This window comes from Syntrophaceticus schinkii, from assembly GCF_000946815.1.
GTDB classification, from domain to species: Bacteria; Bacillota; DSM-12270; order Thermacetogeniales; family Thermacetogeniaceae; genus Syntrophaceticus; species Syntrophaceticus schinkii.
This window is the reverse complement of the sequence record NZ_CDRZ01000051.1, coordinates 1-14,589: the sequence shown is the minus strand read 5'-3', so window position 1 is coordinate 14,589 and position 14,589 is coordinate 1. Positions and strand designations below refer to the sequence as shown.

At 48.8% G+C, this 14,589-nt stretch carries 12 protein-coding genes and 2 pseudogenes; 9 read left to right on the top strand and 5 right to left on the bottom strand.

What is annotated here, in order from left to right; all coding sequences use genetic code 11:
- Window positions 1-27: 27 nt before the first annotated feature.
- The 4 genes and pseudogenes from SSCH_RS03760 to SSCH_RS03750 form a co-directional block, all read left to right on the top strand.
- Window positions 28-315, top strand: a pseudogene (locus SSCH_RS03760) (class I SAM-dependent methyltransferase); the annotation flags it as partial.
- Window positions 316-511: 196 nt separating this feature from the next.
- Window positions 512-973: an iron-sulfur cluster assembly scaffold protein gene (locus SSCH_RS03755; RefSeq protein ID WP_044664308.1), complete on the top strand. Its 462-nt coding sequence runs from the start codon at window positions 512-514 to the stop codon at window positions 971-973.
- On the top strand, window positions 970-1,224 hold the full coding sequence (locus tag SSCH_RS21670; protein WP_408645685.1) for an aminotransferase class V-fold PLP-dependent enzyme: 255 nt from the start codon (window positions 970-972) through the stop codon (window positions 1,222-1,224). The genes SSCH_RS03755 and SSCH_RS21670 overlap by 4 nt, the downstream gene beginning before the upstream one ends.
- Window positions 1,139-2,120, top strand: a pseudogene (locus tag SSCH_RS03750) (cysteine desulfurase family protein). Before SSCH_RS21670 ends, SSCH_RS03750 begins: the two are co-directional and overlap by 86 nt.
- A 7-nt stretch (window positions 2,121-2,127) precedes the next feature.
- On the opposite strand, the gene SSCH_RS19920 reads toward SSCH_RS03750, so the two are convergent.
- The 3 genes from SSCH_RS19920 to SSCH_RS19910 form a co-directional block, all read right to left on the bottom strand.
- Complete coding sequence (locus SSCH_RS19920; RefSeq protein WP_232294205.1) at window positions 2,128-2,208, bottom strand: helix-turn-helix domain-containing protein; 81 nt, start codon at window positions 2,206-2,208, stop codon at window positions 2,128-2,130.
- A 76-nt stretch (window positions 2,209-2,284) separates the two neighbouring features.
- Window positions 2,285-3,325: a sigma-54 interaction domain-containing protein gene (locus SSCH_RS19915; RefSeq protein WP_232294204.1), complete on the bottom strand. Its 1,041-nt coding sequence runs from the start codon at window positions 3,323-3,325 to the stop codon at window positions 2,285-2,287.
- A gap of 87 nt (window positions 3,326-3,412) precedes the next feature.
- Window positions 3,413-4,129, bottom strand: a complete 717-nt coding sequence (locus SSCH_RS19910; RefSeq protein ID WP_232294203.1) for a sigma-54-dependent Fis family transcriptional regulator — start codon at window positions 4,127-4,129, stop codon at window positions 3,413-3,415.
- A gap of 717 nt (window positions 4,130-4,846) precedes the next feature.
- Here SSCH_RS19910 and SSCH_RS03735 point away from each other — a divergent pair.
- The 5 genes from SSCH_RS03735 to SSCH_RS03715 all read left to right on the top strand — a co-directional run bounded on the left by SSCH_RS03735 (window position 4,847) and on the right by SSCH_RS03715 (window position 11,224).
- Window positions 4,847-6,322 (top strand): aldehyde dehydrogenase family protein, encoded by a 1,476-nt coding sequence (locus tag SSCH_RS03735; RefSeq protein WP_044664306.1) that lies wholly within the window; start codon window positions 4,847-4,849, stop codon window positions 6,320-6,322.
- A gap of 277 nt (window positions 6,323-6,599) precedes the next feature.
- Complete coding sequence (locus SSCH_RS03730) at window positions 6,600-7,427, top strand: NAD(+)/NADH kinase (RefSeq protein ID WP_052835272.1); 828 nt, start codon at window positions 6,600-6,602, stop codon at window positions 7,425-7,427.
- Between the two features lie 88 nt (window positions 7,428-7,515).
- The gene (locus SSCH_RS03725; protein WP_044664305.1) at window positions 7,516-8,352 is read left to right on the top strand and encodes a sulfide/dihydroorotate dehydrogenase-like FAD/NAD-binding protein; all 837 of its coding nucleotides are present in this window, start codon (window positions 7,516-7,518) and stop codon (window positions 8,350-8,352) included.
- A 46-nt stretch (window positions 8,353-8,398) separates the two neighbouring features.
- Window positions 8,399-9,763: an NADPH-dependent glutamate synthase gene (gene gltA, locus SSCH_RS03720; RefSeq protein ID WP_044664304.1), complete on the top strand. Its 1,365-nt coding sequence runs from the start codon at window positions 8,399-8,401 to the stop codon at window positions 9,761-9,763.
- A gap of 270 nt (window positions 9,764-10,033) precedes the next feature.
- A complete protein-coding gene (locus tag SSCH_RS03715) occupies window positions 10,034-11,224 on the top strand; it encodes an MFS transporter (protein ID WP_052835270.1) in 1,191 nt (396 codons plus the stop codon).
- 70 nt (window positions 11,225-11,294) lie between these two features.
- Here SSCH_RS03715 and SSCH_RS03710 read toward each other — a convergent pair whose 3' ends face one another.
- Window positions 11,295-11,942 (bottom strand): zinc ribbon domain-containing protein, encoded by a 648-nt coding sequence (locus SSCH_RS03710; protein WP_044664303.1) that lies wholly within the window; start codon window positions 11,940-11,942, stop codon window positions 11,295-11,297.
- A 426-nt stretch (window positions 11,943-12,368) separates the two neighbouring features.
- Entirely contained in the window at window positions 12,369-14,366 is a 1,998-nt protein-coding gene (locus SSCH_RS03705) for a sodium-translocating pyrophosphatase (RefSeq protein ID WP_044664302.1), read from the bottom strand.
- Window positions 14,367-14,589: the final 223 nt, after the last annotated feature.

Sequence of the window (14,589 nt, the reverse complement as noted above, 5' to 3'; positions counted from 1 at the left end):
GGATATTGTTAATACCCCTTTGAGGACAATTCCTTTGATGAAATGATCTGCAACTCTTGTTTTCCCCATTTTCAAGATAAAGAAGTCGCAGTAAAGGAGATGATGCGCATTCTGAAACCGGGAGGCAGAGTAACAGTATGCCATACTGCGAGCAGGGAGGATATGAATGCTATGCACCGGTCGTTCGGCGGTGTGGTGGGAGAGGACATGCTGCCAGATGATGATGAGATGAAGGCTATGTTTCAGCAGGCGGGATTTGCCAGTATCGAAATCTCTGACAGTGCCAGGGGATATCTTCTCACTGCAAGAAGATAATCAGGCGCGACTGCATGAGTCACAAACATGGCACTGCAGGTCGAACAGTTCCCTTTGAAATCTTCGCTCCCATGAAATGGGCGGGGGTGGATGTAAATCTGGTATAATATTTATCAAAAAGGCTTGCAATATTCCGGGCATAAGCCCAAAATAGTAAGAGAAGTTATAGATCAACAAAAAGGAAGGGAATTGCATAATGTATGGTCCCAAGGTCTTAGAGCATTTCCAAAACCCGCGCTGTACAGGGAGTATTCCTGATGCGGATGGGATGGCCACTATAGCAGAGGGCTGTGGGGATGTTTTTCGATTTTATGTCAAAATACGGGATAACCGCCTGGTACAAGTGCGCTATGAGGTCAAGGGGTGTCCGGTGGCTATTGCCTGCTGCAGTATGACCGCCACACTGGCGGAGGGGAAGACTCTTCTTGATGCCATGGAGATCACCAATGAGGTTGTGGAAAAGGCACTGGGTGGACTGCCGCCGGAGAAAAGGCACTGCTCCAATATGGCTGCTGATGCTCTTTACGAAGCGATGCAGGATTATCTGTACAGACGGGCTGTGGAGGGAAAGGTTTCACCTGCAAGATGTTCCGGTGATTCCTGGCGAACTATGTATCTGCCGCGGGAAGTTCCCGGCAGTAAGAGGGGTAGATCATGATCTACCTCGACCATGCGGCCACAACGCCTGTTCATCATGAAGTAGCTGCTATAATGTGTGATGTGATGAATAATTGTTTCGGAAATCCTTCCAGCCCTTATGCCATCGGTAGGGAGGCCAAAGGCCTTCTGGAGAAAGCGCGCAAAGAGGTGGCAGGTCTCATCTGTGCCCGGCCGGAAGAGATATTTTTTACCAGTGGGGGGACAGAGTCTGATAACCTGGCGCTGTGGGGGGGTTGTATGCTCCCATAAAGGGCGCGGCTCTCATATCATTACCTCATCCATAGAGCATCATGCTGTGCTGAACACCTGTGCCTGCCTGGCCGAGCATCTTGACTGCAGTGTTACTTATCTGCCGGTGGACAGTGATGGACTAGTTGATCCGGATGATGTAAGGCGGGCTATCAAAAAGGAAACAGCACTTATTTCGATCATGCATGCCAATAATGAAGTGGGAACTATAGAACCGGTGGCAGAGATAGCCTCTATCGCCCGAGAAAACGGGATACCTTTCCATGTGGATGCTGTGCAGACCGTCGGGCATATCCCGCTGGATGTAAAGCAGTTAGGTGTAGATCTCCTCTCCCTTTCAGGCCACAAGTTTTATGGGCCAAAAGGGGTGGGGGCACTGTATGTGCGGCGAGGCACACCCTTCGCACCTCCGCTGCGTGGTGGAGGGCAGGAAGGGGGGTATCGCGTCAGGTACACAGAATCTACCTGGAATCGCAGGTTTGGGGCAGGCAGCAGTTATCGCTCAGCGCGATATGGACGCTGAATTGCAGCGCCTGGAAAAGATGCGGGATGCCCTGATTCGGGGAATCGAAGAGGAGATACCCGGGGTGCGGCTGAACGGGCACCGCCAATATCGTTTACCCCATAATGTCAACTTTGCCTTTGACAATATAGAGGGGGAATCACTTCTTTGGGGGTTAGATCTGGCCGGGATTGCGGTTTCAGCGGGATCCGCCTGCAGTTCAGGAACCGGGGAACCCTCCCATGTGCTGCGCTCACTGGGTTTGCCGGAGCAGTACCTGAATGGGGCGATTCGTCTCTCACTGGGCAGGTCAAATGCTGAAGAAGAGATCACCTTTGTGATAGAAACACTGTCCAGCCTTGTCCGTAAGTTGAGTCAACTATCACCTGCATAGTTGGTGGTTAGATATTTATCTTCAGCTTCCTCATCTTGCGGTATATGGTGGGACGGGAAACATCCAGGTCCCTTGCTGTTTGGCTGATATTGCCTTTGTTCCTCAGTAAGGTGGAGATGATCTCCTGGCGTTCTTTCTCTGCCAGTATTTCTTTGATTTGTTTGCTATCGCTGCCTGATGTAGGCGGCTGTTTTTTTTTCTGGATAGGGGCTGGCAGAGGGAAGAAATATTTCTTTTGGGATCTGCTCCAGACCGATCACCCCTTCTGTTGCCAGATTGATCATTCTCTCGACGACATTTTGAAGTTCCCGGATATTGCCTGGCCAGTGATACTGCTGCAGGTAAGTGATCACTGCCGGATCAACGAAGTTTACCTTAATCCCCAACTTATGACTGGTTTCCCTCAGGAAGTGGTCAAAGATGAGAGGGATGTCTTCCTGACGCTCCCTGAGCGGTGGGAGTTTAACAGAGATAACATTGAGCCTATAGTAGAGGTCCTGGCGGAAATTACCTCTGGCTACTTCTGATTGAAGATTGTGATTGGAGGCGCAGATGATGCGCACATCCACAACAATCACCTTACTTCCTCCGATGCGTGTGATCTGTTTATTCTGAAGTACCCGCAGTAGAGCTACCTGCTGTTCCAGGGGCATATCCCCGATTTCGTCAAGGAACAGGGTGCCACCTGATGCCAGTTCAAACTTCCCTGTCCGTCCTCCTCGCTGGGCACCGGTAAATGCTCCCTCTTCATACCCAAAGAGTTCACTGGCGATCAGGTCTCTGGGGATCGCCCCACAGTTGACAGCAACGAAGGGCCCTTCATAACGAGGGCTTTTATTGTGTATGGCCTGGGCGAAGACCTCTTTTCCTGTGCCACTCTCTCCGGAGAGCAGCACACTGCTGTCGCTCTCTGCGGCACGGGAAGCGATGCGTACTGCTTCCCGGATATGAGGGCTGTTGCCCAGAATGTCTTCGAAGTGGAAGGTGGCATGAGCGCCGCTGAAGCGGTTAACCAGTTTCTTGATCCTGTTGATGGGCTTAAGGAAAATGACACCCCCGGTGATTTCCCCCAGTTCATCCTTGATCGGTTTCCCTGTGGAAAGAAAGCGTTCTGTGCGAGCACCTGCAGTAACTGTGACCTCTGTATCGAAGTAGGACTCTCCCTGGTGAAGCATTTGGTCGATTACCGGTGCCTTATCGATCAAGGTATTGATTTCACTTCCGCGTATCTCCTGGTCCGTGGTTTTAATGAACCTTTCTACTACCGGTTGATCTGCCTTATTATACCCTTTTTATTGACAACTAATTACTCCGTCAGATACTGTGAGGAAGATATTATTAAGATGGTTGTTGAGCAAGACGAGGTCACGGTTTTGTTTATGGACCCTCATTTCATACTCGATGGCTTCCACAGCGGCTACAACCATGCCCAGGGTATGCAGGTGGGTTCTTGATGATGGGCCTGACATCTGCAGTGCACCGATCACAGTATTTTTATCATAAATTGGGGCAGCTGAACAGGTCCAGGATTGGGTTTGCTGGCAGTAGTGCTCATATCCGGAAACCTGAACCGGTTTTTTAATGGCCAGGGCGGTGCCTAATCCGTTTGTACCTGCCACTTCTTCAGCCCAACTGGCACCCTTGATCAAGTTTAACTTCGCAGCGTTAGCCAGGGTATCGTTATCCCCCATTATTTCCATGATGAATCCTCTTTCATCAGATAGGATGACAATGAAACCAGAACCCGCAACAAACTGGTAAAGGTTTGTCATAAAGGTCCTGGCGATATTGATCAGGTCGCTGCGTTTCTCAAGCAGTTCTTCCAGGGCATTACCGCTCAGCAAATGATCGCTGATGCCGTGAGCGGGATCAATCCCGGCGCGATAGGAGCGCAGCCAGGAATCAGCTATCTCAGACCGCACAACTGCACTGTCAATGGTGCCGGTTTCAATAAACTTCAACCATGCTGTTGCTATACTGGTAACATCCTGTTGGTCAGTTGTTTGCATCTTTTGTCTCCCTCTCTAGTAGAGATGGTGGTATCAATCAAATAACCGAACTTCAGGGGTTTCAGGCTGCCAGTCCAGGAAATTTGAAATTGTTTTAGTTAGTGTAAAGAAAGTATGAACTCTTGTTGGAAAGCATTTAATTAGTATGGAAATTAGTCGGAGTTGTCAATATCAGTTGTTGTTTTGTGGTCCCTTTTATTTTTTCGACATTAATAATAAAATTCCTGCTTGAGCTCCTGCTCTCTTCCAGATTTCCCCGTTTTATTGTGCGTGTTCATTGCAGTAAACTGTAACAAAGTGTAACAATAGCTTTACAATCATGATTAGAATATTTACAAACAGTGAACAGTTTATCCCGGCCGTGGCCAGGATTTCTGTTAGAATCATGGTTTTATCCCGAATGAAGGCTGTTCGGCAGGGGCTGGCATGGATATTGCAACTATACATTGTAGATAATTCTCCGACCCACAAGCCTAAAGCCAGAGAACTATGGCTATCATTTCGTGAGGATACATCTGGAAACGGATGCCTCAATTGCGGAAAGGGGATTGCTGCGGATAAAAGCTAGGCCCGCGCCCCTGCCGGTCTAGCTTTTGTATTATGTTTTTGATAGATCATTTGACAAATGGGGGTGAGAAAAGAGAAAGGTTTGTAGCTGCAAGTGGGATCTACGTGAAATCAATGATGACTTAAAAAATTTTACGGAGGGAAGAACACATGCAAAAACCGATTGATGATTGCTACAAAATGTATATTGATGGGAAATGGGTGGATGCTCAGGACGGTAAAACCTTCAAAACCTACAACCCGGCAAATGGCGAATTTCTCGCAACCGTTGCCGATGCTGGAAAAGAAGATGTTGACGCAGCAGTAAAGGCTGCCTGGAAGGCTTTTGAGTCCTGGAAGAAAACCAGCCCGGCGGAACGGTCGGCAATGCTCTTAAAGATAGCTGACCTGATCGATGAAAACGCTGAAAAGCTGGCTATGGTGGAAACCCTTGATAACGGAAAGCCGATCCGGGAAACAACCGCCATCGACGTTCCCTTGGGATCTGACCACTTCCGCTATTTTGCCGGTGCCATCAGAGTTGAAGAGGGTTCTGCTGTGATGATCGATGATAACCATATGAGCATTATCCTAAGAGAGCCCATCGGTGTTGTCGGCCAGATCATTCCCTGGAACTTCCCCTTCTTGATGGCTGCCTGGAAGATCGCTCCGGCTCTGGCAGCAGGGGACTGTGTTGTGATCAAGCCGTCCTCCACCACATCTTTGAGTATTTTGGAATTCGCGAAACTTCTGGATCAGGTATTACCTCCAGGTGTAGTTAATGTTGTCACTGGCCGCGGCTCAACAACAGGAAACTACATGCGAGAGCATGAAGGGTTTACCAAGCTTGCCTTTACCGGGTCTACGGAAGTTGGTTACGATATTGCGGATGCTGCCGCCAAAAAATTGATACCTGCTACTTTAGAATTGGGCGGAAAGTCTGCCAACATCTATTTCCCGGATATTCCATGGGATAAAGCCATTGAGGGAGTACAGATGGGTATTCTCTTCAACCAGGGCCAGGTCTGCTGTGCAGGTTCCCGTGTCTTTGTTCATGAAGACATCTACGATAAATTCCTGGCAGAATGTGTTGAGGCCTTTAACAATGTGAAGGTTGGTCTCCCCTGGGAAAAGGATACAGTGATGGGAGCCCAGGTCAATGAGGGCCAGCTCAACAAAATTCTTGATTATGTGGAAATTGGCAAGAAGGAAGGCGCAAAGGTGGCCTGCGGTGGTATGCGCGTTACCGAAAATGGCCTGGACAAGGGTGCTTTCATGAGGCCGACTATTCTCGCTGATGTAACTAATGATATGCGAGTTGCCCAGGAAGAGATCTTTGGGCCAGTGGTTGTCTTCATCAAGTTCAAGGACGAAGAAGAAGTTATCAAGATGGCCAATGACAGCGAGTACGGCCTTGGTGGCGCTGTTTGGACCAAGGATATCAACAGGGCACTTCGGGTGGCAAGAGCAGTGGAAACCGGCCGTATGTGGATCAATAATTACAACAACCTGCCGGCACATGCCCCCTTCGGCGGCTACAAGAAATCCGGTATCGGCAGAGAGACACACCACATGATGCTCGACCACTACACCCAGAAGAAAAATATCTTCATCAGCCTCTCTGAGGATAAATTAGGTCTTTACTAGAAGAACCGCTTTCTTGCCGGTTTAAAAGGATAGTCTCTTTAACAGGCTGACACTTGGACAGCTGACAAAAGACCAGTCCCCGTGACAGCTCATTAAACAGCTGCCACGGGGACAACTTTATGACGCCCGCACCCCCTATACCAGTTAGAATTTAAATGTTACAATCATTGTTGAAGAGATTATCGAACATTGCTAAGAGCGAAAACAGGCCGGGACGGGAATTCTCGCTCCGGCTTCTTTAATTACATTGATCAGCGGTGGGGAGGGCTGGTTTCCGTTGCAGATAGCAATAGTCTACAAGGATGACCATAAAGCATACAGTCTTGCCCGAAAGGTTGGTGATGAACTCTCCTCACGGGGGTCATCATCCAGCATCCTGAGTTTCTACCAGATTGCAGAAGACAACTGCCCCCAGGCGGATCTGGTGATGGTTTTAGGGGGAGATGGCACACTGCTCAAGACCGCTCGCTGCTATGCTTACAGGGGTACCCCCATACTGGGTGTCAATATGGGTACAGTGGGTTTTTTGAGCAGCATCGAACCCGACCAGTTGATGGGATATCTAGATGACCTCTTAAATTGGGAGTTTGGCCTGGAAGAGAGGATCATGATCGAGGTTTCCCTCAAAAGGGGTGAACGGGAACTCTTCTGCGGATTGGCCGTCAATGATGCTGTAGTTAGAACTAATACATCCCATACCATTTTGTTAACACTTCAGGTGAATGGTAAACATTATACAAACTATCTGGGGGATGGGGTGATCTGTGCTACACCTACCGGGTCCACCGCCTACTCATACTCTGCGGGGGGACCAATTTTGGATGCAGCACTTAAAGCATTGGTGATTACCCCCATATGCCCACAGTTGTCAGAGGCCAGGGCACTGGTTGTCAGTTCTTCTGAGCAGATCGCTCTTCAATTAAGGTCCGATTACAGTGCTTTCCTCTGTCTTGATGGTGCTGAGGATGTAGAAATTCAACGGGGGGACAGGGTGCTGATCAACCAGTCTTCACTTGTTACCAGATTGGTGCAGCTGAACAACGTCAAGCATTCCAGTGATGCGGCTCAGACGATTTATAAAAGGGGTATGATCAGGGTCCAGTGACCAGCTACATTTTGGGGAGTACAGGAAGAGTAATTAGCAGCATTGTGGTTTGCAGTAATATTCATGAAGATTGGAGGTAGTGTCCAGGATGTACAGGATAATAGAAAGAAAAGATCTCTCCTCGACGATCAAGCTGATGCGTATTGCGGCCCCGGAGATTGCCAAAAAGGCACAGGCCGGCCAGTTTGTCATACTGCGCATACACGATCATGGGGAAAGAATACCGATGACCATAGCAGACTTTGATAGGGCACAAGGCACGATAACCATAGTTTTTCAGGTGGTTGGCAAGTCGACAGAAGAACTGGCGACACTGAAAGAAGGGGAATCTATCCTGAATTTTTTGGGTCCCCTTGGTCAGCCGTCAGAGATCAAGAAATACGGAAAAGCGGTCTGCATAGGTGGAGGAGTGGGAGTTGCGCCTATCTATCCCATAGCACGAGCACTGCATGAAGCAGGCAATCAAGTTATCTCCATCATCGGAGCGCGCAACGAGAAGATGCTTTTTTATGAAGAAGAGATGAATTCAGTCAGTGATCATTTTCACATAGTGACCGATGATGGTTCCCGCGGAAACCAGGGTCTGGTTACAGATATTTTGTGTGATCTCTTGGAGTCCGGGGAGCAAATTGATCTCGTCTTTGCCATTGGCCCCGTTCCTATGATGCGGGCGGTTGCTGAGCTGACCAGGGGTCATGGAATCAAAACCTTTGTCAGTCTTAACCCGATCATGGTTGATGGGACAGGCATGTGTGGCGGCTGCCGTGTATCAGTAGGGGAGACCAGCAAGTTCGCCTGTGTAGACGGCCCGGACTTTGATGCCCATCAAGTAGATTTCGATCAGCTGTTGGAGAGGCAAAAGATGTACTGCCAGGAGGAACAAGACTCAAAAGAACACTGGCATCAATGCAAATGCAGGGGGTAACACAAAATGACAACAAAAAAAAACCCGTAAAAAAACCCGTGAAGTAATGCGAACACAAGAACCTAATGTGCGAATCCACAACTTTGATGAAGTTGCTCTTGGCTATACAGAGGAGCAGGCAGTAGCCGAGGCTGAGCGCTGTTTGAACTGCAAGAAAAAGCCATGCAGCAGCGGCTGCCCGGTGGGTGTGGATATTCCCGGCTTTATCGAACTGATCAAAGAAAGGGACTTTTTGGGTGCCGCCAAAAAGGTAAAGGAATCAAATAACCTTCCGGCTATTTGCGGCCGCGTCTGTCCACAGGAAGCGCAGTGCGAAAAATACTGTGCTTTAGGGAAAAAAGGCGAGTCGGTAGCCATCGGCCGCTTGGAGCGTTTTGTGGCTGACCGAGAGCGGGAGTGCGGTGTTGAGACACCGCCGCTTCCTGAACCACAGGGCAAAAAAGTGGCTGTTGTCGGCTCAGGGCCAGCCGGCCTTACAGTTGCCGCAGACCTGGCCAAGCTGGGGTACGGGGTTACCATGTTTGAAGCCTTACATGATCCAGGTGGAGTACTGATCTATGGAATCCCACAATTCCGCCTGCCAAAAGAGATCGTCAAGGGTGAGATCGACTACATCAAAGGACTGGGGGTTGATCTCAAGGTAGATTCACTGATCGGAAGAATACAGTCGGTTGATGAACTGCTGGCAGACGGCTATAACGCGGTGTTTATCGGTACCGGAGCAGGACTGCCGAACTTTATGAATATCCCGGGGGAGAACCTGAACGGTGTTTATTCAGCCAATGAATTTCTGACGCGGACAAATTTAATGAAGGCCTACCAGTTTCCCGAATACGATACACCCATCAAAGTAGGGAAACTGGCAGCGGTAATCGGCGGTGGCAATGTGGCCATGGACAGCGCCCGGTGTGCTCTGCGCCTGGGAGCAGAGGAGGTCTACATCATCTACCGGCGCTCTGAAAAAGAGATGCCTGCGCGTGCCGAAGAGATCGAGCATGCCGTGGAAGAGGGCGTCAAATTGAATCTTTTATGCGCTCCTACCAGGATTATCGGAGAAGATGGATGGGTAAAAGCCCTGGAGTGCATCAAGTTTGAATTAGGAGAAGCTGATGAATCAGGACGGAGACGCCCTGTACCGATTGAGGGCTCCGAATTCATCATGGAGATGGATACAGTGGTCATGGCTATCGGTAACAGCCCCAACCCGCTGATCTCCCAAACCACACCTGACCTGGAGACAGGCTGGCGCGGTATTCTGGTTGCAGACCCTGAAACTGGATTGACTACTAAGCCTGGAGTTTACGCCGGTGGGGATATTGTAACCGGTGCTGCCACAGTTATTTCAGCTATGGGTGCCGGTAAAAGGGCTGCTGCTGCGATTGATCGCTATCTGAAGGGTGACGACAGTTAAAACTTATTGGCAAAACCCCCGGTTGGCTCAGTACTGGGGGTTTTTTTGTTTTACAACAGGAATATGCAGTTCAGTAGAGAATACTTACGGTGTTAACCAAAAAAAATTCCAGGCGTGTTGCTCTACAGAAGACCAGCGATAAATTTTGGAATCACTGCTGACTATGCGGTCGAGTATATCCTATGTCCGCCAATGAATTACTATGATAGTAATTGCCTGTTTATTCCTTTATGTTACGCCTGTATAGTATAAAAATATAATGCAAATGAGGTGTTAACAACGGAAGATAAGAAAAGCTTTTTCCTGGTGTTTTTTGCGCTATTTTTAATGATGCTGGGCAATGGGATTATCATTCCGGTGTTTCCTTACTATGTGAAAAGCATGGGTGCCAGTGCTTTCCAATTAGGGTTATTGCTTACTGTCTATGCACTCTGCCAGTTTATTTTTGCCCCCATCTGGGGAAGATACTCTGATAAGGTGGGAAGAAAGCCACTGCTGATGTTAGGTATCACGGGTTACGCGGTCAGCTTCATCCTTTATGGTTTGGCACATGCAATATGGCTTCTTTTTGTGGCACGGATCGCCGGTGGAATTCTATCTGCAGCGGTGATGCCCACAGCAATGGCCTATATCGGTGATGTCACAACAGAAGAGAAGCGCGGCTCAGGCATGGGTTTAATGGGTGCTTCCATGGGATTGGGTATGGTGATGGGGCCGGCTTTAGGTGGTATATTGTCGGGGATTTCTTTCACTTTTCCCTTCTTTTTTGCGGCTGGACTGGCAATACTCAATGTGCTCACTATTTTTATTCTGCTGAAAGAATCACTGACACCGGAGAAAAGGATGCAGCAGCAAGTGGATGTTGCTGATGAGAGTGGCCTTAGTTCCATCCTGGGTGAGCTGCGGACTCCCCTGGTCCAATTTTTTATCATGCTTTTCCTGGCCAGTGTTGCCCATTCCATGAATGAGGCTACATATGCCCTCTTTATGCAGAACAAAATAGGTATGGGGGCCAAGGAAGCAGGATGGGCGTTTATGGTTGCCGGTATAGTAATGGTGATTTTGCAGGGTGTGCTGGTGGGCAAGATGATCAACCGCCTGGGGGAAAAGAAAACCATAGTTATCGGGCTGTCAGCCATGGCTGTGGGCCTGGCACTCCTGCTGTACTCCTTTAATATTATTACTGCAATTATCTTCCTGGCTGTGTTCTGCTGCGGTATGGGGCTCATCCGTCCCGCAACTTCCTCTGCGGTATCAAAGGGTGCTGTCAATCAGGGAAGATCCCTTGGGGCTATGCAGGGGTTCGACAGCCTGGGACGGGTTGTTGGCCCTGCTTTCGGTGGTTTCTTGCTGGATCTTAACTGGAGCTATGCTTATATTGGAGCAGTGATCATGGCCATTTTGGCGGTGATTAGTTTCAAGGCTTACGACCGTATTCATTCCGAAGCAGCCGGCTGTTGACTGCACCTTCTCCCCAAAAGTCGCAAATGCAGGAACTTTGCGGGATAGTTTTGGGGAATGATTTTTTCTATTATAACTTGTGTCCACATTCAAGGCAAAATTTGCTGCCAGGGGCGATTTTTGTGCCGCACTCCGGGCAGTTTTCTTGAAATTTAAGCTTTTCGCCGCATTCGGGACAGAATTTGGCATTGCTGGCCAGTGGTGCTTCACAATTAGGGCAGGATGCCCTTATTTTTTCCCGCCACTGCTTTTTATCCAGATTTTTGTCCTCCTCAGCCATCGCCGCGTGAGCCCAAACCTCCTCAACAGAACGGTTGGCCTGGGCAGCAGCCATCTCCACTCCCAGATCCGGTGCGCAATCTTTGCACAGCCCCTTGCTGTTGTTCCAGCAGGATGCGCGGCAAACCCAGGATGAACAGCGGGGACACTGGATAAAATCGGGTTTCAGTTGGGCACAGGCCTCCTCAAAAGCCTCATCATGGGCCTTTTTCCAGGAGGCGGAACGAACCCGCTCACCCATATTTGCGGCCTTTCCGAAAACCCCTCCAAAAAGACTGCTGGCCGCATCCAAGGCACCGGAGACAGCACCGGTTACCGAAGGCTTAAACCTGTTTCTGAATCCACCGCCACAACGGTCACAGTAAAACTCAAATTGAAAACCCTGATCAGTGCTCAGGTCGCTGTAATTTCTGACAAAGGTAATTTTATCTGCACCCATAAAAAACTCCCTCCTTTTCGAAAAACTGGTGCTCATGAGATATTCTAATAATATTTTACTTTCCACTGCCAGTCAATATAAAAAATAGACCCCATCTCTGGAATCTACTTAAGATCTTTGCCGGTGTTAGCTGATTTAGATGCAGGGTTGATTCATGATTACAATGATATAAATATGTTGGTAATCAGGAAAAACCGAGGTCGGAAAAAGGAGATCGGGTGTTGGAATTTGCCAAGAATATGCCTTCCGTTGGTTACACTATTACATGACTTTGGCCTTCTGTTTTCATTATCTATAGGTGCCGCCTGAGCGGCGTAGGTGTCTATCATGTAGAAAAGAGGCCATCCCTATTGGGACAGCCTCTTTATGAACTTCATTTGATTAATCGCTCCAGAAATGCGCCAGGAACCGTCCCCAGTGCATCTTTTATAAGAACGGTGCAACAAACACCAGGGATACGATGGACATCAGCTTCAACAGAATGTTCAAGGAGGGTCCGGCGGTATCCTTACATGGGTCACCAACGGTGTCACCTTCAACTGCTGCTGCATGCGCGGGAGAATTTTTACCGCCATAGTTGCCTTCTTCAATATGTTTTTTAGCGTTATCCCAGGCACCACCGGAGTTGGCCAGCATAATTGCCAAACAGACACCGGATACGATGGAGCCGGCGAGCATTCCACCCAGTGCTTCGGCACCGGCATCAACCAGGCTAAATCCAAATCCGACCAGAATCGGTGCGATGATGGCCAGCAAACCAGGGGCAATCATTTCTCTTATAGCTGCACTGGTACTGATTTCCACACATCTCACATAGTCAGCAGTGGCTGTGCCATCCAGCAACCCCTTGATTTCCCGGAACTGTCTTCTTACTTCTTCTACCATTTTGCCCGCAGCTCTACCAACAGCGCCCATGGTCATCGCGCAGAAGAAGAAGGGCAGCATACCACCGATCAACAGGCCAACAATAACCCATGGATTGAGTATGTCTATGGATTTTATCCCGGCTACCTGTGCATAGGCAGCCATCAGAGCCAGCGCGGTCAAGGCAGCAGATCCGATAGCAAACCCTTTACCGATGGCAGCAGTGGTATTGCCGACTGCATCAAGTTTATCAGTGGTTTCGCGAACAGATTCAGGTAATTCAGGAGTCATCTCAGCGATTCCGCCGGCATTATCAGCGATCGGCCCATAAGCATCAACCGCAACTACCATACCGGTTGTGGCCAGCATACCCACAGCTGCCAGAGCGATTCCATATAAACCACCTGTAACGAAAGCCAGAATAATTGCAGCGCAGATTAAAATAACGGGAATAAATGTAGAGAACATGCCTACACCTAATCCTTCAATGATCACTGTTGCTGGTCCGGTTGTTGCTGCTTTTGCAATACCCTGTGTGGGTTTATATTCTGCGGCGGTATAGTACTGGGTTATGAAACCGATCAGCGTTCCAGCGATCATGCCACCTAAAATAGCCCAGAATAGGCCAGGTTGACCAGGTGTAATCACGCGGACAGCGAAGAAAGCTGCAACCAAGAAAAGGACATTGGCGACAGTAGTTCCCAGGTTCAGTGCCTTGAGTGGATTCGAATCTTCATCTGTCCTGACAAAGAATGTACCGATGATGGAGGCAAGGATACCGGTAGCAGCAATGATCAGCGGCAGCAGAATGCCGTCGAACCCTAATGCCAAAACACCCAGTGTCATGGCACTGACTATAGAACCCACATAGGATTCAAAGAGGTCAGAGCCCATACCGGCCACATCGCCGACATTATCGCCTACATTATCAGCAATTGTAGCAGGGTTTCTTGGATCATCTTCCGGAAGTCCTGCTTCCACTTTACCGACCAGATCAGCACCCACATCAGCAGCTTTGGTATAGATACCGCCGCCTACACGGCCAAACAGAGCAATAGAGGAGCCACCCATAGCAAAGCCATTTACAATGGTGGGCTCCCTAAAAATCATGTAAAGAATGCCCAGTCCCAGAAGGCCCAGACCAGTAACACACATACCCATAACGGCTCCACCGGAAAAGGCAATACCCAGGGCAGCATTCTGTGAACTACGGGCAGCCTGGGTCGTTCTGACGTTGGCTTTAGTAGCCACCTTCATGCCGAAAAATCCTGCGGCCGCGGAACTAAGAGCCCCGACCAGGAAACAAATAGCGGTTTGCCAGGAATTTGCAGGGAGCAGTAATCCAAGTACCAGAAAGACAACTACAACAAAAACAGCAATTGCAGTATACTGCTTTCTTAGGAAACTCATCGCTCCATCGGCAATATAACCGGAAATCTTCACCATTGTCTCAGTTCCGGGATCTGCTTTACTTACTTTACCTGCCAGGTAAACCGCAAACAGCAATGAAATTGCTCCAATTGCCGGAGCATATGGAAGTAAGCTTTGTAGATTACCCATTCTGTTAAACAACTCCTATTCATTGGTGTAAAAAACAATTAATAAAAAGTCAAATGCACTGCAAGAGCAGGCTCATCAAAATTCCCAATCTTTCCGGCATATATTCAAGGTAGACCCCATGCAGCTATCATAGCTGCACCTGCGATAGTGGAAACAGAACCGGAGTCATGAAATCTCCAACCTTATATTTTATTAATTTTCAGAGGCACCTTTACCTTTTTTT